14 protein-coding genes and 1 pseudogene are annotated in these 20,970 nt (G+C 43.6%); 9 read left to right on the forward strand and 6 right to left on the reverse strand.

Going from position 1 to position 20,970, the window contains the following annotated elements:
• Window positions 1-46: 46 nt before the first annotated feature.
• Together ACT6PV_RS04770 and ACT6PV_RS04775 are read right to left on the reverse strand one after the other, a co-directional pair.
• Entirely contained in the window at window positions 47-1,603 is a 1,557-nt protein-coding gene (locus ACT6PV_RS04770; RefSeq protein ID WP_445115313.1) for an FAD-binding protein, read from the reverse strand.
• Window positions 1,604-1,685: 82 nt separating this feature from the next.
• Window positions 1,686-3,158 carry an amidase gene (locus ACT6PV_RS04775; protein ID WP_445115314.1) on the reverse strand — a complete coding sequence of 491 codons (1,473 nt, stop codon included), beginning with the start codon at window positions 3,156-3,158 and terminating at the stop codon, window positions 1,686-1,688.
• Between the two features lie 233 nt (window positions 3,159-3,391).
• Between ACT6PV_RS04775 and ACT6PV_RS04780 the strand changes: the two genes are divergently transcribed.
• Window positions 3,392-4,420 carry an AraC family transcriptional regulator gene (locus ACT6PV_RS04780; RefSeq protein ID WP_445115315.1) on the forward strand — a complete coding sequence of 343 codons (1,029 nt, stop codon included), beginning with the start codon at window positions 3,392-3,394 and terminating at the stop codon, window positions 4,418-4,420.
• A 166-nt stretch (window positions 4,421-4,586) separates the two neighbouring features.
• Here ACT6PV_RS04780 and ACT6PV_RS04785 read toward each other — a convergent pair whose 3' ends face one another.
• The gene (locus ACT6PV_RS04785; RefSeq protein WP_445115316.1) at window positions 4,587-5,987 is read right to left on the reverse strand and encodes a flavin-containing monooxygenase; all 1,401 of its coding nucleotides are present in this window, start codon (window positions 5,985-5,987) and stop codon (window positions 4,587-4,589) included.
• 384 nt (window positions 5,988-6,371) lie between these two features.
• On the opposite strand from ACT6PV_RS04785, the pseudogene ACT6PV_RS04790 reads away from it, so the two are divergent.
• A pseudogene (locus ACT6PV_RS04790) lies at window positions 6,372-6,496 on the forward strand (IS3 family transposase); the annotation flags it as partial.
• A gap of 712 nt (window positions 6,497-7,208) precedes the next feature.
• Complete coding sequence (locus ACT6PV_RS04795; protein ID WP_445115317.1) at window positions 7,209-8,993, forward strand: cholesterol oxidase substrate-binding domain-containing protein; 1,785 nt, start codon at window positions 7,209-7,211, stop codon at window positions 8,991-8,993.
• 293 nt (window positions 8,994-9,286) lie between these two features.
• Here the strand turns inward: ACT6PV_RS04795 and ACT6PV_RS04800 are convergent, their stop codons facing one another.
• On the reverse strand, window positions 9,287-10,135 hold the full coding sequence (locus tag ACT6PV_RS04800; protein ID WP_445115318.1) for a nuclear transport factor 2 family protein: 849 nt from the start codon (window positions 10,133-10,135) through the stop codon (window positions 9,287-9,289).
• 98 nt (window positions 10,136-10,233) lie between these two features.
• Between ACT6PV_RS04800 and ACT6PV_RS04805 the strand changes: the two genes are divergently transcribed.
• Window positions 10,234-11,151, forward strand: a complete 918-nt coding sequence (locus ACT6PV_RS04805) for an AraC family transcriptional regulator (RefSeq protein WP_445115319.1) — start codon at window positions 10,234-10,236, stop codon at window positions 11,149-11,151.
• A 333-nt stretch (window positions 11,152-11,484) separates the two neighbouring features.
• On the opposite strand, the gene ACT6PV_RS04810 is transcribed toward ACT6PV_RS04805, so the two are convergent.
• Window positions 11,485-12,174: a pirin family protein gene (locus ACT6PV_RS04810; protein WP_445115320.1), complete on the reverse strand. Its 690-nt coding sequence runs from the start codon at window positions 12,172-12,174 to the stop codon at window positions 11,485-11,487.
• Window positions 12,175-12,389: 215 nt separating this feature from the next.
• Entirely contained in the window at window positions 12,390-13,676 is a 1,287-nt protein-coding gene (locus ACT6PV_RS04815; RefSeq protein WP_445115321.1) for a L,D-transpeptidase family protein, read from the reverse strand.
• A 233-nt stretch (window positions 13,677-13,909) separates the two neighbouring features.
• Between ACT6PV_RS04815 and hemE the strand changes: the two genes are divergently transcribed.
• The 5 genes from hemE to ACT6PV_RS04840 all read left to right on the forward strand — a co-directional run bounded on the left by hemE (window position 13,910) and on the right by ACT6PV_RS04840 (window position 20,897).
• Complete coding sequence (gene hemE / locus ACT6PV_RS04820) at window positions 13,910-14,983, forward strand: uroporphyrinogen decarboxylase (RefSeq protein ID WP_445115322.1); 1,074 nt, start codon at window positions 13,910-13,912, stop codon at window positions 14,981-14,983.
• A gap of 9 nt (window positions 14,984-14,992) precedes the next feature.
• On the forward strand, window positions 14,993-15,790 hold the full coding sequence (locus tag ACT6PV_RS04825) for a DUF817 domain-containing protein (protein ID WP_445115323.1): 798 nt from the start codon (window positions 14,993-14,995) through the stop codon (window positions 15,788-15,790).
• A 279-nt stretch (window positions 15,791-16,069) separates the two neighbouring features.
• Window positions 16,070-17,575: a TolC family outer membrane protein gene (locus ACT6PV_RS04830; protein WP_445115324.1), complete on the forward strand. Its 1,506-nt coding sequence runs from the start codon at window positions 16,070-16,072 to the stop codon at window positions 17,573-17,575.
• Window positions 17,572-19,713, forward strand: coding sequence for a type I secretion system permease/ATPase (locus ACT6PV_RS04835; protein WP_445115325.1), 2,142 nt, complete (start codon window positions 17,572-17,574; stop codon window positions 19,711-19,713). Before ACT6PV_RS04830 ends, ACT6PV_RS04835 begins: the two co-directional genes overlap by 4 nt.
• A complete protein-coding gene (locus tag ACT6PV_RS04840) occupies window positions 19,710-20,897 on the forward strand; it encodes an HlyD family type I secretion periplasmic adaptor subunit (protein ID WP_445115326.1) in 1,188 nt (395 codons plus the stop codon). The genes ACT6PV_RS04835 and ACT6PV_RS04840 overlap by 4 nt, the downstream gene beginning before the upstream one ends.
• The last annotated feature ends 73 nt before the right edge of the window (window positions 20,898-20,970 follow it).

Consider the following 20,970-nt stretch of genomic DNA (forward strand, 5'->3'; position numbering starts at 1 on the left):
ATGCATTGGGTTATATCCATTCCTCAATGCACTGTTTATGTTTTTATTAACGTGGGCGTACAGAGATACCTAAGCGATCTGTGGTTTTGCCATCAAAGGTACCTGTTACGTTAAATCGGTGATATTGTGTTTTCCAACGATCCCAGGCCGGATATAAAGCACGTAATTGGGCTTCATTATTTAAAAAATTAAGGTCAAGTCCCCAATGTGGTCGGCCATTGAACTCTTGTAAATAGGTCTGTTGATGAGCACTTAACAAGTCGCGGACATGCTGACCATCGCGTAAGCCAATAACTTCCATAAACATGGTGTCATGGCCATATTGCATAGCAATTAATGCATTAGATTGTTTAACGAAACGAATGGCTATTGGCGCTGAATGTACTCTGCCTTGACTAAATTCTTCGTTCGCTACTGAAAAAGATCGTTCAATGGCAGAAATGGTTTGGTTAATATCGAAGGCTGTTTCAATACCTAAAGCGGCAGTGTGGTTGACCACCCCGATATTGAAAACCTTATAACTGACATTGGTGTAGTTGTCGTCTTGCTGAGATTTCAATGTGGTCTCAAGTAGCGTTTTACCAAGAGAGGGGAACAGGTCTAAAAATGCTGCAGCGGACACTCCTACTGGGCGAAGCGTTAATAATGTTGAAAGGAAGTCTGTGCCAGGTTGACCACGCTCACTTGCTGATTGTTCAGGTAAAGGTGTGTAAGATCGATAGCGTTCAGTGATTAAAAATGAGTGATCACCATCTTTATCTGCATAAGGGGTATATTGAAGTTCCCAATGTTCAGGTGAGGCTCCCTCCGCATGAACTGGTAACCCTCTCAATAGCCGGTCAAGCTGACCATCTGGTTTTTTTAATTCAGACCATTTGGTTAAAGTTCGCACTTCCCGCAACCAGAATTTTTGATCTGTACGTAATATCACAGAATATATAATTCCCATGGAGCCAATCGATACACGCGCAGCATTAAATGCATCATCATCCTGAATGAGTTGGATAGGGATGTTGGTATTTTCATCTAATCGGCCATGAAATGTTGCTGGATTAGTAATGCCATTGGTAGGTTCAATTTGCACCATTCGGCCACCATCTACGACCATTTGCAGGCTCATCACTTGATCTGCAATTGGCCCATAAGCCAAACCAGAACCATGGGTCGCTGTCATCATCACCCCTGCGATGGTTTGTCCATCATAGCCGCCCATATTCTGTAAAGCTAAGCCATTTTTATCTAAATAATCATTAAGGTCAGAGATACGGATGCCGCTTTGTACGCGTACAAGTTGACTTTCATTTGGGTTTTTTAGGCTATTAACGTTGAGTGATAAGGGTTTGTTTAGTTTTTCTGGTGTGAGTAATGCATCACTGGTAATGGTGATATCTGAGGCAGAGTGTCCCGAACCTGTCATACGAATACGTTTGCCGTTTAAACTTGCTTTTGTCACATAATCTGTGAGCTGTGCGGCGTTTTCTGGCTGAGCAAGATACTCTGGCGTTACTTTCTCGGTTTCAAACCAGTTCATCCACTCACCACCACAACCAGACAGCCCAGTCATCAGTGCGAGCATTATTACCAGCTTACTTTGGTTGCTCATGATGATATTCCCTCTTCAGATTTAATTTAAAGCCTTCATTTTCTTGCTTAACAAGCGGATGGATATCTAATACCTCACTGTATTAGCGCTGCTCATCTTGAATTCTGCGCCAGGGCATTGCTTCTTCAATTGCAAAAGCGATTTCCAATAGTGTTCTTTCCTCTCCATGTTTGGCAGAAAACTGCACACCTATTGGTAGCCCATGATGGGTGTGGCCTACAGGTAGAGAAATAGCTGGTGCGCCAGCAATATTATGTAAGGGGGTAAAGTTGGCGTAATTTTGAAGGCGTTCAAATAGCTGCTCAAACGGCTGATTAGGTGATAAATAGCCAAGCTCAGGAGTGGTATGACCAAGTACCGGTGAGAGAATGACGTCAAATTGATTAAAAACTTTAGAGTAGGTGTACGATATTTTTTTTAGACGGTAGAACATCAATGGTGTTTTATAAAAATTTTTCTTATAAAACAAGGATAATCCTACGCTGAGATTATCCAGCTTACTGGCATCAAAATTTGGACTTAAACTTTTTTTTCCAAAAGTTGATGCCATAAAAGCCAAAAAGCCCCAATAAAGTTTGAAATCACTGCTAAAAACAGGGTCTATGGGAAATCGACTCATTATGATGTGATGCCCCATACTTTCTAACAATTTTGCGGTTGCCAATACGCTATCACGTGTTTCTACATCCGTATTCCCAGTGATTGAGTCGAGAACCAAACCTATCCGTAACGGCCTTTTACTTGAGCCTTCCACTAAGCCGACAGGTGCAAGCTTTTTATTCTGGAAGGTCTTTTCCATACCCGCAAAGAAGTGAGCAGTGTCTCGCACACTACGTGTCACTACGCCTTCTGAAATAATATTGATGGGTAATGCGCGGGCTAAATCACTATCTATAAATCTGCCACGGGAAGACTTTAGTCCGATTAAGCCACAGCATGCAGCAGGAATACGGATCGAGCCACCGCCATCATTGGCATGGGCGATAGGAACTACGCCAGCAGCAACAAGCGCAGCAGCACCTCCCGAGGATGCTCCTGCGGAGTAGTCTGTATGCCAGGGGTTACGTGTAGGTGGAAGAGACATGAACTCTGTACTGGCATTTAAACCAAGCTCGGGTAATGTGCTTTTACCAAGCACTACAAAACCTTGTGCAAGTAGCTGATCTGTAACGACACTATTTTTTTTAGCGGATAATGCTTTAACAGCCAGGGATCCATGATTGCTGGCTATTCCTTTAATATCTGTATTGTCTTTTAAGAAAAAAGGCACACCAGAAAACCCTCCGCTTTTAGCTGAATTTGCTTGTTGCAATGCGTTGTCATAACAATCAATCTGAACTGCATTGATGTAGGGGTTAATTAATTGAGCACGGTTAATCGCTGCACAATTAATTTCCCATGCACTGACCTCACCTGAGTCAATAAGTTTGGCAATGCCCGTTGCATCATGGTCTCCAAGCGCATCATTGCTAAACGTATGCACCTTTTTTGGGCGAGGTGAGACGTTTACTATTGTTGTCTCTATCTGTTGAGATTTATTAATTCTGGAGTTCATCATGGTACCTTTAGGGGCTTATCGATAACACATTTGGTAGTATGCATATTTTTAAATAAGAACAGAACCATTGGAATCACTTGTCAAAATCGTAGAGAGATTTTTAATTAGGAAATTGGCTATTCATTTTGCCATCAACAAACTATTTCCATGCAGGTTAGTTAAACAAAGTTCTGACTTGTTTAAGAGGGTAGCTTTGACTAGAATGAGGGGATAAACGGACATTTTACAATATGTTAAAACCTAAAGACGATCCCAAATACACTGAGGCAACGATTCCACCGCTGGTTATTGCTGGTGTGATAGATTATGGCAACAAAAATAATATGTTTCCAGAACGTTGGATTATGGGGACTGGTTTAACAATGCATCAGCTCTATTTACCAGACACATTAATTTCTTTTCGGCAGGCCGCCATTATTATCCGTCGTGCTTTACGTGAGTTTCCCAAGTCAGCATTAGGTTTACATTTAGGCTATCAAACTGGTTTGGTCTCGTTTGGAATGTTAGGCTTTGCAATGCTATCTTGTCGAAATATGCGAGAAGCCTTTGAAGTTGGCGTGAAGCACCATCAAGCTGCGGGCAGCTTAATTGATGCGGTTGCAGAAATAACAGCCATTGAAGCCGCATTAAAACTTGAAGCGCGCTTTTTTGAGCCAGATATACTCCCTTTCTTGTGTGAAGAAGTGTTTTCCAGTTCCTTTGCGTTATTTAAACTGTTGAATCCAGCAGTAACATCGGCACACCGTGTTGAGTTAACGTATCCACCGCCTATTTATGCGCAGGAGTATAGTCAGTTTTTTAATTGCCCAATTCATTTTAATAGTCCTGCGAATAAATTGGTTTTTGATACGGTGCTGTTAGAGCATCCTATCTCTACTTATAGCCCTTCCAGTTTTAGTACAGCATTGGCAGTATGTCATCAAATGATTCAAGCATCAGATGTCACTTATGATTTAGTGGGTTCAATTAAAAGAATCTTATTAGAAAGTTTACCTGTTCGATTATCGATGGTGGAAGTAGCCAGACAACTTAATTTAACGGAGAGGACGTTACGACGTAACTTAACTGAGGCTAATGAAAGCTTTAGTGCAATTCGTGATCGCGTTCTTGAAAAACAAGCTCGGTCACTGTTGGTAAACTCTACGCTTTCTTTGACGGCTATTAGTAATCAATTGGGTTTCAATGATTTAAGGGATTTTCGTCGAGCTTTTCAACGATGGACAGGAATGACCCCCAGTAGTTTTAGGCATGGAATATAAAATATAGCTGTTGGAAACTGATGTCTCAACGGCATAATGTTTTATTTGCACCATGAAGAAACGGAGCATCGGTTCAATCATAGGCACACACCTGAGCCCCAATTTGTCCAGGTTACTCCGTAATCATGCGTTTTAGATCTCCAGAATTAAACGATTAGGTGGTGACTTATCCACGTATTGTTGCGGGACGACTATTAGGTTCTACACTGGATTGATATTGTGAATTTAACATTGGAATATAGTCTCCTTTTTTTAAAGCAGGAAAACCAATGTGCTTATAAATTTTGCTGATATAAATTTTAAGCGCATACGCTTCCAGATAGACCGCGTGTCGCTGTGTTTTAATAAAATTTACACCACCTGAAAGGTCTGGGTAGTCGTTTGCTATCAGTTCGTTAAATTGATGGAACTTCTCAGAATTTGCATTTTGCTCCCGCAGATAGCTCGCAATTAAATGTGCCTGCATATCAAATAATTTAAATGCACTAGAGTTGGTTTCTATATAACCAATACCAAACAAGTTTTTATGTTTTCGATTGAATATTGATAAGTACATTTGTGGGCGACCTGATTGCCATTCAAAATATTCATCACCATATTTTACACTCCATTTATAACCTGTGGCATACAATACCAAATCCAGTTTTTCTCGATGACCATTCTTAAACACCACCTCATCACCATCATAATAATCAATATCGGGACGTACCGAAATATCGCCATGTTGCAAATAATGCAGCAATTGAGTGTTCATCAATGGATGACTCTCAAATAACTTGTGATCTGGTTTGGGAAGTCCAAATCTGGACAGTTTCCCAACATTAAACTTAAGAATTACTTTGAATAACTGCTGTTGAAGCCATAGGGGGAAATGGGGGCCTTTCTCAGAGAACTCGTCAGCTGGAACACCAAATATATGTTTAGGGATAAAGTGATAACCACGGCGCATACTAATGAATGCCTTGTCTGCATAAATGGCCGCATCACAGGATATATCTGCACCAGAGTTGCCTGCACCAACAATCATAACCCGTTTGTTTTTAAACTCATCTCCACGTTTATAAGTGACAGAATGGCGAATCTCACCATTGAAACTTCCTTGTATTTCAGGTAAATTCGCATCCCAATTACATCCTGTGGCACAGATAACAGCATCATAAGTCTGACTCTTCATGTTATCTAAAGTGACTACCCAACGATTATTTTCTGTTTTTTGAATCGATTTAACTGAAACACCGAAATTGATATGCTTATAAAGATCAAAGGCTTGAGCAAATGATCTGACATAAGCCAGAATTTGTTGATTATTGGGGTAGTCGGGGTATTCTACTGGCATTGGAAAGTCAGAAAATCCTGACATGGCGCGAGATGAGATAAAGTGAGCAGATTCGTACATTGGACTACCCACATTGTTTATATCCCAAACGCCACCCACATCACTGTGTCGCTCAAACTGTTCGTATTGAATACCTTGAGATTTTAGGGCACGTGCAGCACTAAGCCCCCCAGGCCCCGCGCCAATAATGCATACAAATGGTTCGTTGTTAATAGTAAAGATTGCCGACATATCAACGCTCTGAATTTAGATGAAGTTTCTGATGAAATATTTCTAAATAAATATACTCATATTTTTGTAAATATAGAGAGTACTAAAACGGACTAAAACGGGGTTAAAATCGGACAAAATGGATGTGGGGCAGGTCTTGAGAGTTAGGGGGCGTGCTTATTGTTGATATGGTTTTAATGTAAAAATTCTTATTTAAATATATCAATTTCTTATAAGGTTTGTGGGTTGCAATTTTCACTAATCAATCTTGGGTGAATATATTCATCACGGTGGCCAGATGGGAGTATTGATGCGTATAATCATAGAGTCAAGCTAAAAAAATCAAAAGATACAATGTCCACTTTATTTCTTATGGTGGATTTAAAAAAGGGTACACAAAAATGACATGCGCCTGAACCATTAAAAGAGCCAACTCGTCCAGATCAGGTATGGGGGCACTGGACTTTATATATGACCAACTTGCAGATAGGCGGAAATATCGCTTGTTGAATGTGATTGATGATTATCGACCTGCTATTGATGCCATTCATTGAGTCAATGGATTACCTATTTTTTCCGGCTGTCATGGGGCTGAATGTGTTTAGCCAGTAACAAGAGGTTGATTGATTGGATTGATTTCTCTGACTTTTTTGTCATACCGCAATGATTCTTATCATGAATTCCAGCTGAACAGATCCGGGTGTAAAATTTTTTGCAAAAAAATAAAAATAATGTGGTTTATTTAACATATTTTTCATAAAGTATGATATATATTGAAAATTAGTTAATAATTAAATTGAATCAATCTTCATAATATCCAAAAAAGAGGGGAGCAAAAATGAGCTTAACAGAACTGAAATAAGAAGAAATCAATGAAATTTCCGATGCAGGTACTTTATTGGGCATCATCATCACTGTAGTCAATAGCCTTGACCAGATTTTAAATACTCCCTTGCTTTCATCTGTTGGTGTGGTTGCCAGTGTCGTAGGTCTGGGGTAGTTCATCAGGCCACAGAGAAAGTTAGCCTGGTTGCTTCAAAAACCAGTATTGCCCGGGCCGTGCGTTAGAGGTGGCGATATTGCTGAAACGCAGAATCATTATGAAAAAGAGAAAGGGGAAGGCCTGTATCCTTTCGGCTGAGTTTTATGGCTGATCTGGCGTAGGTTTTATCCGTAACCAGCAGGGAAGCAGTCATCTGCTTCCCTGTCCTAAAAAATAAAAAATCAGACAGGTTTATAAATATGAATGATAACAATGAATTTGACCCATCCAAACGTGAATTTATAAAAACCATGAGCGGACTTGCAGCAGTCGGTATCGTTTCAGCCTGGCTGCCCGTTCAGCGGGCGGAAGCATGGTGGTTTTTACCCCGTGAGAGAATTGAAAATTTTCCTGCAGATATTGAGCTATATAAACAGCTTTATGAAAATTGGTCTGGTGAATCACGCTATGAAGATGCCTGGACTGCTGTTCCGAAAAATCAGAGCCAGATTCTGAGCATTGTGAACTGGGCAAAAGAGAATGGCTATAAGGTCAGAGCCAAGGGCATGTCACATAATTGGTCGCCACTGATGCTGGATGATCAGGACAAGGTGACCCGCATCCTGCTGGTGGATATGTCTTCTCATCTTCATCAGGTCTCAATTGACAGCAATGGCGTAGTCACGGCTGAAGCCGGCATTCAGATGGAAGCACTGCTGAATATGATGCAGGAACAGGGGCGTGGGTTTCTTGCAATACCTGCACCGGGTGACCTGACGCTGGGAGGTGTATTGGCGATTGGCGGTCATGGGACTGGTATTCCTGCCCTGGATGAAAGTCGCCTGGCAGGTCAAAGTTATGGTTCAATCAGTAATCTGCTGGTTTCTGTGACGGCTGTGGTCTATGACCCGCAGCTGGGTCAGTATGTTGCACGGACTTTTTCAAGAACGGATCCGGATATTCGGGCATTCATGGTGCATGTTGGCCGGGCATTTATTCTGTCCGTACAGTTACAGACTTCAGCCGATCAACATCTGAGATGTGAAAGTTTTACAGACATTAACACCCGGGAATTATTTGCAGCCAATCCTGATTCAGGGCGGACCTTTGCCCATTTCCTGGATCGTTCAGGCCGGGTGGAAGCCATCTGGTTTCCCTTTACCGATTATCCCTGGTTAAAGGTATGGTCCGTTACTGCCGAACGACCATTGACTTCACGGATTGTCAATCAGCCGTTTAACTATTGGTTTTCTGATAATCTGATTAAACCCATGACGGATTTGATTCATGCAATTGTTGTCAATAAAAGCACCTGGTTAACCCCGAAATTTGGACGCATGCAGCTGGAGATTTCAAAGGCAGGCTTGCAGGGGACAATGCTGTCTGCGATTTCAACAATACTGACCCAGGGTGTTGCATCGACACAGACGTATGACTTGTGGGGCGCTTCAAAAAATCTGCTGTTATATGTCAAGCCCACAACATTGCGGGTTACCGCAAACGGATATGCTGTGCTGACCAGTCGCAGCAACATTCAGACGGTTATTGCAGATTTTTGTGAATATTACACAGATAAAGTGGATGAATATCAAAAACTGAATAAATATCCCATGAATGGTCCGGTCGAAATTCGGGTCACGGGGCTGGATGATCCATCCGATTCCATGATTGAAAATGCACAGACCGCTGCGTTATCGGCAATTAAGCCCTGTCCCGATCACCCTGAATGGGACTGTGCCGTGTGGTTCGATATTCTGACCCTGCCGGGAACGCCATTTGCCAATGAGTTTTATGCTGAAGTGGAAGCATGGATGAGCAAGCGTTATCAGGGTGATTCACTGATCCGTCCTGAATGGTCCAAAGGCTGGGGCTACAGTGATTTCAGTGCCTGGGATAGTGTGGTTTATTTTCAGCAGGAATTGCCGAAGGTGCATGCCCACGGGCAGCCTGCAGCATTAACCATCAGTTCGGTAAGTCAGGTTTTAAATGACTATGATCCTTTCTCACTATTCAGCTCGCCACTGGTTGAAAAAATTCTTGGCTGATCAGTTTATGTCAATGTGCCGGTTCCATCAAACAGGCTGAGGATGGAACCGGCAATAGAGCCTGAAAATATGAATAAAAACTTATTTAGAGACCAGTCGATTGATGCACAAAAATCGAAATGGATGGGTGGGTTGACTCTGATCAGTCCCATTTCTTTTTCAGTGCTGGCTGCTCTGGTGATTGTTTTTATAGTGCAGTTTAAACTTTGGTCGGTCGGAAACAAAATGCTCGCTCATCTTGCTTCCTCCCGGTAAATTAAGCTCTGTTGCACTTAATCCAACAATCTAAGTTTTTAAAATTTACCATTTCTATTTTTCCATTCAGACGGTGCAGGAATCGTTTCAATAACATCCCAGTGCTCGACAACTTTTCTATTTTCAACACGGAATAAATCGTAAAAAGCTGTTGGCTTGCCGGCAAACTCACCTTCGCTTACCGTTAACACGAAATTACCCTCACCAAGAACCTGGTGAATTTTTGAGTATTTCATGGTAACACCCTGTTCAGCCATAGATTTTAGCGCAGCCTTTAAACCTGTCACACCATCCGCAATTTCAGGGTTATGTTGAATATAATGATCACCTTTAATGTAGTGATTGATCTTATTCATTTTCCCATTCACTAAAATATCGGTTACAAACGAACGAATAAACTCTTTATTATGTCTGGTTAATTTTACATCTTTAATGGTAGTTGATCCATCAATCATACTTCGTTGACTCGGATTTAACTTCGTTGGTTTCTCTTGTAAATTGTCCCAGTGCTCAACAATTTTCCCCTGTTCAAAACGGAAAATATCGAAACCAATTTTTGGGCCAAAAAAGTCATAATCCGTATGTGCAAACACATAAGGTCCATCCTGAAACACACGTACAGTGTTTACTCTGGCACTGCCTTCAGGTAAAGCTTGTAATGCTTCACCAAATCCTGCCAAACCATCTGCAATGCCTAAGTTGTGCTGGATATATTTATTTGGGTTGATGTATGCGACTGGGCCACTCTCGCCAGTTTCAATACTTTTTAACAACGCTACCACTTTTTCTTTATTACTGATTTCACTTGTCGCTGCCATAGCGCCTGTATTGAGCCCGATTAAGGAAGCAACTAATACGCCAGCTTTCATTACTTTATTGAGTAACATTATAAACTCCTAAATTTTTGTTAAATTCATCATTCGTATACCATGCAAAAATTATTAATCAATTGGACAGAACATTAAAGGTACATTAAAGTCATTTAATGGTAAAAATCGAGCAAGGAGGAGGGTTCGGTTTGACGGATACCAATCTACTCAAAAGCACTGAGTTTCGTAATGACCGTTTAGCGTCTTTAGGAATTGAAGTCATTAATTTTTCAGATATTCGGGCAAAAATCAGTCATATCAATTTTGCCACGCCCGAACGTGTGACCTTTTATGTACTTATGCTGGTGACTCAGGGACATGGGCGTCACTCTATCGATTTTATTGAACATAAATTAGAAAAAAACACACTGATTTTTGTGAAACCTAATCAAGTTCAACAATGGTTTCCTTCTGACCCCATTAATTCAGAAATTATTTTACTCATTGCAGATGCAATCCCCTCTCAACACGATTCGTTAGCACAACAAGATCACATTCATTCAATGCTGGAAGAGTGGCCTGCTATTTCTAGATTAACAGAACATCAGACAACTTACTTCTTAAATTATATTCAGCAACTTAAAGCAGATCTCGGACAATATGATGGCAGTAACCTGGATGCATCTTTAGTACGTTTGGGTGTCGTAAATTTACTGTTGCGTATAGAAAAACAACTCTTTTCAAAATTTCAAACCCTCTTTACAACTGCGACACATCGGAACACTTATCGGTTATTTAAAAAAGAATTAGAGTCTTTTTATAGTAAAGAACATAACTTGCAATTTTACGCACAACGATTAGGGTATTCACAAAGTACCATTAGTCGAGCATGTATTGCTGCAGAAGGCAAATCAGGGAAACGTGTTATTGATGATCGTATTATTTTAGAAGCCAAACGCTGGCTGGTGCATACGTCAAAGTCGATTCATGAAATCTCTTATGGTCTGGGTTTTAGTGAATCGACTAATTTTGTGAAATTCTTTCGAAAAAACACGAATGAGACACCAAATCAATTCCGAGACAAAATGAACTAAACAAATCCTGAGTCCGACATAAGAAAATACAAAAATCTCTTGCAATTATAAGGTTCGGTTAACAGGCTACAAGCTTTGTTTCGATGGATAATATTACAGAATTATTTTGTACTCTGGATGGGTTTTGCAGAAAATAGATCATCTCTCTATGTCCGTCTCTGATTTTACTTGATCCTTACAAGCTTCTATTTGTGGTTGGACCAATGGTTGTCCCGGGACATATCTTCTACTGACAGAACTGGATTTACGAAAATAAAAACTTTAATAATGGTTATCCGTCTCGTCCTAAAAAAGCCCCGGATAAACCGGGGCTGTATTGGAGCAGATTGAAGATTAAGCAGCCAGATCAAACCAGATAAACTGACTGTCCTTATGTGCTTTGAGCGTTGCAGGTTCATCAAACAGATATGCATCACCTGCTTTTACACTCTGACCGGCAATCTCAATTTCACCTTCAATGACATGCACATAATTGAACTTCTGAGTTGCCTGTACAGGCAGTTCATGGCCCTTTTCCAGCCACGCAGCTTTGACTTCTGCATTCTGATGAATATGCATGGGTGCATCGGAACCAGGTCCGGTAATCAACTGCCATTCATTCGGCGTCTGTTTCGGATCACGCTGAATTTGCTGATAATTAGGTTTAACATCTTTTACATTGGGAATAATCCAGATTTGCAGCATATGCACAGGATCATCGCCGTGATTCATTTCACTGTGCCGTACACCGGTCCCGGCACTCATCAGCTGCCATTCACCGGCTTTGATATGGCGTTCATTGCCCATACTGTCGCGGTGGGAAATTGTGCCGGCCAATACGCAGGTTAAAATTTCCATGTTGTCATGTGGATGTGTACCAAAGCCATTATGCGCAGCGATGGTGTCATCATTAATGACACGTAAGGAACCAACGCCCATGTATTTAGGGTCATACCAGCTGCCAAATGAAAAACTGTGTCTGGTGTCCAGCCAGCCTGCTTTGACATGACCACGGTCTTCACTGCGGTGTAAGAAAGTATTCATGTTCAATCTCCAAATCTTTATTCTTTCATTGGTTCCCATGTTAATTGTGTGACCGGGACAAAAAAAGTCGATATAAGAGACGTATTGTTTTATTCATGAAACGATGCAGGGCTGGGTCAGGGGCAATAAAATAAAGTCCCCCAGCAAAAATATGCGCAATAAAAAAACCTGCCCGAAAGCAGGTTTTGTATATTGTTCAGTGTACAGCATACCGATTATTCAAGGAATTTTACGGTCACACCTGATTTTACTTTGTTGCCAAGGTCATTGGCATCCCAGTTGGTCAGACGGATACAGCCGTGTGAAGCCGTTTTGGAAATTGCCGATGGATTAGGCGTTCCGTGAATCCCGAATGATTTTTTACTTAAACCAATCCAGATATTGCCGACTGGACCATTTGGACCCGGTGGCAGGGACAGCGGTTTACGGTTGTTGCCCTGCAGGAAGTTGCCTGGAGAATAGCTGTACCACGGGTTGTGTGCGACCCCGGTCACCTTGTAGGTGCCTGTAGGTGATGGTGTATCTGAGCTGCCAATGGTTGCCGGGAAAGACCCTACCATCTGATTCTGGCTGTTGAACAGATACAATTGTTTTGCACCTTTATGAGCAACAATCAAATGAATATTTTCAGGTAATTCATTGCGGATGCTGGTGACAATAATTTTTTCACCGGCTTTTTTAAAAGTGGCGCCAGGGTTAATTTTCTTTAAAAAATTCTCATCCATATGGAATTTTTCACCCAGCATTTCGGTCACGCGGGTGTAATACAGCCCTTTCATTTTTGCCTGTAAGGCGTAATCATGCGGAATTGAAGCAGCATAAGGCCCTTTCAGATCCTGTTCGGTAATGGTGTACTCAACAAAAGCCGGTTTGTTGCCTTGCTTTGCAATCAGGGCGTCCCAGGTCTCTCTGGTGAGAATGCCTGTTGGTTTCAGGCCATTGATCTGTTGAAATGATGCAATGGCTTTCAGGGTATTCATACCACTGGCGCCATCGATTGCACCTGGTGAAGCGTGCGCGTTGTTCAGCATGACATGTGCACGGGCATAGACCGGAAACTGGCCTTTACCAATGTTTTCATACCATTCTGCCTGGTTTAAATCGTCCAGTGTCCATGTGCTTCTGGGTGCAGCAGATCCGGAAGTGGTGGCTGCTGCCGGGATATCCGTCGCTGGAGCCGGGGCTGTATCTGTGGTCGGTGTGGCACCGATGTCTGCATTGGTATCTTCAGTATTTTCCAGATGCTGCAGGGTATTGGCAGCCTGATTGAGATCTTTTTGTTCCTGCTGAGTGACCTGGGCTTCGCCTTCACTGGAAGCCGTATTGACCGGCGCAGATGAAGTCACTGTGTCAATTGCAAGTGGATCAATCGGATCTTCAACGCTTTCTGCAGAGACAACTTTTTTAGGGTTTAATGGTTGCTCAGCGGTGTCAGAAGCGGCGAAAGCTGTGCCAGTCAGGATACAGCTTAAGCTCAAAGCAAGAATTGAGCGTACAAACATGTAATTCAACCTTAAGAATTATTCATATTGATTTTTAAATTAATGTGGGAGTATCGCAGAAAATAAAGTCATATGCAGTATCTGTTTTGTTTAACCCCGGTTTTTATGAAGACAGTGCTGAAATTTCAGTCGAAACATGGACAGAATGCCGAAATCTGGTCTGCAGGAAATTATTATATCTGAAGCCTTTTTGTTATGATGGGGGCAATTTCTAAAGTAAACCGGGAAAGTGAATGACGGCCTTAAAAAATGATCGTTTTCTACGTGCCTTATTGCGTGAGCCAGTGGATGTCACGCCAGTATGGATGATGCGTCAGGCAGGACGGTATCTTCCTGAGTATCGGGACATACGTGCAAAGGCCGGTGATTTTCTTTCCCTGTGTAAAAATACCGATTTTGCCTGTGAGGTAACCTTACAGCCGCTGCGTCGTTATGCACTTGATGCCGCCATTTTGTTTTCAGATATTCTGACCATACCGGATGCATTGGGGTTGGGGCTTTATTTTGAAGTGGGTGAAGGCCCTAAATTTCATAAAACCATCCGGACCGCAGAGGATGTCGCTGCTTTACCAGAGTTGAAAGCCAGTTCTGACCTGGATTATGTGATGAATGCGGTAGCGGCAATCCGTTCTGCACTGGGGGGGCAGGTACCTCTGATCGGTTTTTCAGGCAGTCCCTGGACATTGGCGACCTATATGATTGAAGGCGGCTCCAGTAAGGATTTCAGATTCAGCAAACAGATGATGTATGCGCAGCCTGAAGTGCTGCATGCGTTACTGGACCATCTGGCTGATGCAGTCATTGATTATCTGAATGCGCAGATTGATGCCGGCGCTCAGGCCATCCAGATTTTTGACAGCTGGGGTGGGGCATTGGCACACCGTGAATATATTGAATTTTCCCTGAACTATATGCAGAAGATTGTTGCAGGTTTAAAGCGTGAAAATGAAGGGCGCAAAGTCCCGGTGATTTTATTTACCAAAGGTGGGGGCCAGTGGCTGGAACCGATGCTGGCCACAGGAGCCGATGCATTCGGACTGGACTGGACCACGCCACTGAATGTTGCAAGACAGACACTGGATGGCCGTGCGGCACTCCAGGGTAATCTGGATCCGGCAACGTTATATGGTTCATCTGCTACGATTGAACAGGCTGTGAAAGCCATGCTGGATGATGCTTATGCTCATGGTGAAAAAACTGGCTATGTGGCAAATCTGGGACATGGCATTACCCAGTGGGTGGATCCAGCGAAACCACAGGTCTTTATTGATACTGTACATGAATACAGTGTGAAATATTCAGGCTGACGTGCGGTGATGCGCTATTTAACATTATGTTCCGAACTTTTATATAAGGCAGCCTCCGCTGCCTTATTTGGTATTTTACTGCTGATTGCATTTGCAGTAACGGCGCGCATGGGCAGTCATGAATATCTGGGGCTGTTCCGTTATGATTATCTGCTGATTTATGCACTATTGATCCAGATCTGTCTGCTGTATTTGAAACTGGAGTCATGGGCTGAAGCAAAAGTCATTGCGCTGTTTCATCTCATGGCGATGGTGATGGAAATTTTTCTGACCCATCCACAGATTGCGTCGTGGCAATATCCGCAACCGGCTGTATTTAAAATAATGACAGTTCCTTTGTTTGCGGGTTTTATGTATTCTGCCGTTGGCAGTTTTTTTGCCCGGTCATTGCGTTTGTATCAGGTTTCATTTTCCGACTTACCGACTTTTGCCCAGATGCTGACGCTGGCGGTGCTATCTTATCTGAATTTCATGACCAAGTTTTTTATTCATGATTTCCGCTATGTCCTGTTTTTGTGGAGCGTGGCCATTTTCTGGGGAACCCGCATTCAGTTCAGGCTTCAGCATCAGCTGATACGGCTGCCTATGTTGCCGGTATTGCTGATACTGGCGTTTATGATCTGGATTGCTGAAAATATCAGCACTTTTTATAAGATCTGGCTGTATCCCAGTCAGATGGATGGCTGGCATATGGTGGGATGGGGAAAACTGGGATCGTGGTATCTATTGTTATTGCTGAGTCTGGTATTGGTACTGAAAATACTGGGGACACGGAATGCCCGGGGGAACTGGAAGTTAAAGGGTTAAAAAAAAGTATTTGCTGAATTGCCGGTTCATATGGAAGCGCTATGGGGGATGTCTGTCATTTAATTAAAGCGAAACAGTGGATTGCTTCGTGGTATGACAGCATGAAGACAGTTTTGTCCGTACAGCCCCAAAAATGCTACGGTTACAATCATATATGAAATGTAAATAAGTCCAAATATTTGTTTTATATTCCTCATAAAGTATGGTATTCGTTTAACCGTTTTATGCCCTAAGTAAAAAAACATGACGAATAGAGCATTCATTGACTCAGTAAGAAATATGAAGACAGAAGTAAACTACTTATATACAAAGACTTTATTGGTATTTTTTTTGATATACACGCCCGTTGCATATGCAGCGAAACCCAGTGAGCGATATCACACCTTAAAGGACAACATAACGCAGCTGTTCGCGCCGGCCAGTAATGACGACTTCAAAATTGCAAACCTGCAAAAACTCAGTAACTTTGAAATTGATAAGTCGAAGATTCAGGAATTACCGATCGTCGGTCAGCCCAATCCATTGCCCGATAGCATACAGGGTCATGCATATGGCAAACAGATGACGATTCGCCAGGCTGTACAGATTGCCATACAGCGTAATCCTGATATCTCAGCAGCAATTGCCAGCCTGGCCAGTCAGAATGCAAATATTGATGTTGCAAAGGCCGGTTATTACCCGCAGCTTTCGGGTGGGCTCACTACCGGAGACTTAACCAAGGGTGAGCGGGGCAGGCAGCTGCTGAGTCTGAATGCATCACAAATGCTTTTTGACTTTGGCAAAGTCAAGTCCGGGGTTTCCATTGAGCAGGCGAAACTTCAGGCGGAACAGGCCAATGTGTTGGTCAGTATTGAGGATATTTCCAAAGATATTGCAGAGACCATTGTCAATATCCAGCGTTATGAGAACTTAATCCGGATTGCAGGGCAGCAGGTTGACGGGATTCAGCGAATCCGGGGCATTGCAGATTTGCGTGCCCGGGCCGGGATCAGCAGTCAGGCAGATCCGATTCAGGCACAGTCCTATCTGCAGACGGCTCAGGCCGGGCTGATTGCCCAGCAATCCTTGCTGCGTCAGTATCAGCAGCATCTGAGAACGCTTTTAGGCTTTGATGTCAGCCCGGTGGAATGGGCGATTCCCGAAGATCTGGTCAAACTTTCAGATTTATACAGTGAACCGGAATTTACTCATGTTCCCCGAATGATTGCGGCACAGGCCAATGTGGAAGTTGCAAAAGCCCAGAAAGAGCAGGTCCGTTTAAGCCGTTATCCGACTTTGTCGGTCAGGGGTTCAGTGAGTCAGGCGGTGAATGGGCGAAACCCGAATAATAATGAGGATGACGGGCTGTATAGCTCCATTATGCTGGAAGCATCCAGTCAGTTTTATCAGGGCGGTTCTGTTTCTTCGCAGGTGCGGGCTGCAAGTTATGCTGAAGAAGCGGCAAAGGCCCAGGTCAGCTCAATTTATATGAATGTGCTGGATCAGGTGCGCACGACGCGCGAGCAGATTGAAAATAAACAGCAGCAGATACAGGTGCTGGTGGACCGGCAGGACACCACTGTACGGACCCGGGAGTTGTACCAGGAACAATATAAACTGGGCACACGTTCCCTGGTTGATCTGCTCAATGCCGAACAGGCGATCCACAGCGCAAACAGTGAACTGGAAATTGCCCGGTATGATATTTACGACAGCATTGTGCAGTATGTTGCAGCAACAGGCCGTTCACGGCTGGCTTACGGTTTAAATAATATTTCAATTCAGGGGTTTGAAGTTCAGCCATGACCACAAAAATAAATTATCAACCCTGGTTGCAGGCCATATTGACCATTGCCGGGCATTATCGTATTGAACCTTCTGAAGAAAGAATCCGTCTACAGCTGGACTGGAATCAGAATCAGCAGATTGATGACATTCTGCTACTGATCACCCGTCAGGTTGGATTGAATCTGCGTAAAGTGAAATTTGATCAGGATCTGATCAATCCGTGGCGATTGCCGGTGATGGCTGAATTCAATGACGGGCAGGTCGGTGTGATTGATAAGGCGGATACTGAAGGGAATATCAGTATTCAGTTCAGTGGTGATCAGGGATTATCCCAGCATTTTCATATTGATGCACTGCAGCGGACCATCCGTCATATTTATATTTTAAGACCGGAAACCTCCATACCGGATGCCCGGATTGATGAATACATTAAACCTTATGAAGCCAGCTGGTTCTGGTCCATTGTGCTCAGGGACTGGAAGCGTTATGTCGACATTATGCTGGCGTCATTGATTGCCAATATACTGGCGCTGGCGACCATCATTTTTTCCATGCAGGTGTATGACCGGGTTGTGCCGTCCCAGTCAGTACCAACGTTATGGGTATTGGCTGGCGGTGTGCTGATTGCAGCCATTTTTGAATTTGTGCTGCGTGTGGCTCGTATATATCTATCTGATATTATTGGAAAACGTGCGGATTTGCGAATTTCTGACCGGGTATTTGGCCATGCCTTAAGAATTAAAAATAGTGAGCGCTCCAGGTCGACCGGAACATTTATTTCCCAGATCCGTGAGCTTGAGGGCGTACGTGATCTGGTGACTTCAACCACCGTCAGTGCCATTGCAGATCTTCCTTTTTTCTTTTTGTTCCTGATTATTTTTGCGCTGATTGGTGGCAACTTATTCTGGGTGATGCTGGTGGTGGTCCCACTGATGATTGTTCCCGGGCTGCTGGTCCAGAAGAAACTGGCGCAGCTGGCACAGGAAGGGCTGAGGGAGTCTTCCATTCGGAATGCCATTCTGGTTGAAGCGGTTCAGGGCATTGAAGATATTAAACTGCTCAGGGCAGAGTCACGTTTTCAGAATCAGTGGAATCACATGAATGAAGTGTCTGCCGATATTTCCATGAAGCAGCGTAAAATTGTGGGTGTACTGACGGCATGGACACAGAAAATCCAGGGCCTGACTTATGCCATTGTGGTACTTGTGGGCTGTTTTGCGGTCATGGAAGGGCATATGACCACAGGTGCACTGGTGGCCTGTTCGATTCTGTCTTCCCGGATGCTTGCCCCGATTTCGCAGATTACCGGAATATTGGGGCGCCTACAGCAGGCCCGGGTGGCCAAGCAAAGCCTGGATGGTCTGATGCAGAAACCGGTTGATCAGGCTGATCGTTCTCATCTGGTGCATAAGGCTGTTTTAAATGGTGATTATGAATTAAAAGCTGTGCTGTTTCAGTATGGCCAGGAAGATGCCAGGCCAAGTCTTGCCATTCAGCAGCTGAAAATAAATGCCGGGGGAAAAGTAGCGATACTGGGACGGAATGGGGCGGGGAAATCAACCCTGTTGCAGTTGCTGGCAGGAATGCAGTCTCCTGTGCAGGGTGCCATTCATCTGGATGGACTGGACCTGTCACTGATTGATCCATCCGATGTCCGCCGGGATACCGGTCTGCTGAATCAGAATGCAAATTTGTTTTATGGCACGATCCGTGAAAATCTGACGCTGGGTGCGCCATTGGCCACAGACGAAGATATTCTGCGTGCCCTGAAGATGACAGGTGCACATGGCTTTGTGCAGGAAAAGAAAGAAGGACTGGATCATCTGGTGCTGGAAGGTGGTGTCGGTTTTTCCGGTGGTCAGAAACAGGCGTTATTACTCGCCAGATTGTTGATTCGCCAACCGAATATCCTGCTGCTGGATGAACCGACAGCTGCAATTGATGATGTCGCTGAAAAACAGCTGATTGATCATTTAAAGAGTTGGCTTGCACATCGGACTTTAATTGTGGCCACTCATCGCCGGGCAGTGCTTGAGCTGGTGGATCGGATTATTGTCATCAGTGATGGCAAAATTGTGATGGATGGGCCGCGGGATCAGATTCTCAGTCAATCGGCAAATTCACCGAAACAAATAAAACAGGGAGAAGATTCATGAGCGAACAGAAACCGGAAACTCGTTCAATGAATGTCAGCTATACAGAGCCGCCATTGCCGCGGGCAAGTCTGGTGATCTGGATTGTCGGCATTGGTCTTCTTGCATTTCTGATCTGGGCATGGACCTTTGAGCTTGAAGAGGTATCCACCGGAACCGGTAAGGTGATTCCGACGTCCAAGGAGCAGGTGATTCAATCGCTGGAGGGAGGGATTCTGACTGAATTAAATGTTCAGGAAGGCGACATTGTACAGAAAGGGCAGGTACTCGCCCAACTGGACCCGACCCGTTTTGCTTCCAATGTCGGAGAGTCAAAATCACTGCTGATTTCTGCCCAGGCAACTGCGGCGCGCTTACAGGCGGAAGTGACCGGTAAGCCATTGGCCTTCCCTGAGGTGGTCAGGAAGGATCCCAACCTGGTGCGTGAAGAAACCGCACTTTATAACTCCAGACGGGAAAATCTGGAAGAATCTATTGCCGGGCTCAAAGAAGCTTTACAGCTGGTACAACAGGAGTTGCGCATGACAGAACCATTGGTTGCCAAAGGTGCTGCCAGTGAGGTTGAAGTACTGCGTTTAAAAAGGGAAGCCAACGATTTACAGAATAAAATGAATGACGTCAAAAACCAGTATTATGTCAAGGCGCGTGAAGAACTTGCCAAAGCCAATACAGATACTGAAACACAGCAGCAGGTGGTACTGGGGCGGAATGACAGTCTGCAAAGAGCGGTATTCAAGGCACCGGTCAGAGGAGTGGTCAAGGAAATTGCAGTCCCCACACATGGTGGGGTCGTGGCACAGAATGGCAAATTAATGACCATTGTACCGATTGATGAACAACTGCTGATTGAAGCCCGCATTTCACCCAGGGATATTGCATTCATCCGCCCCGGGCAGGAAGCACTGGTTAAAATTACGGCTTATGATTATTCAATCTATGGTGGTCTAAAAGGTAAAGTGACGGTCATTTCCCCGGATACGATCCGTGATGAAGTCAAACAGGATCAGTTTTATTACCGTGTGTATATTCGTACCGATTCCGACAAGCTTTACAATAAGCAGGGAAAAGCTTTTGGCATCACACCGGGTATGGTGGCAACGGTGGATATCCGGACCGGAGAAAAAACAGTACTCGATTATCTGCTGAAACCGTTTAATAAGGCAAAAGAAGCTTTACGTGAAAGATAATAAAAGAAAAGCCCTGAAATTTCAGGGTTTTTTTATTGCATTAAAAATAAGGGCTAAGTCCTTTATTTACTGA

This window comes from Acinetobacter sp. WZC-1, from assembly GCF_052544965.1.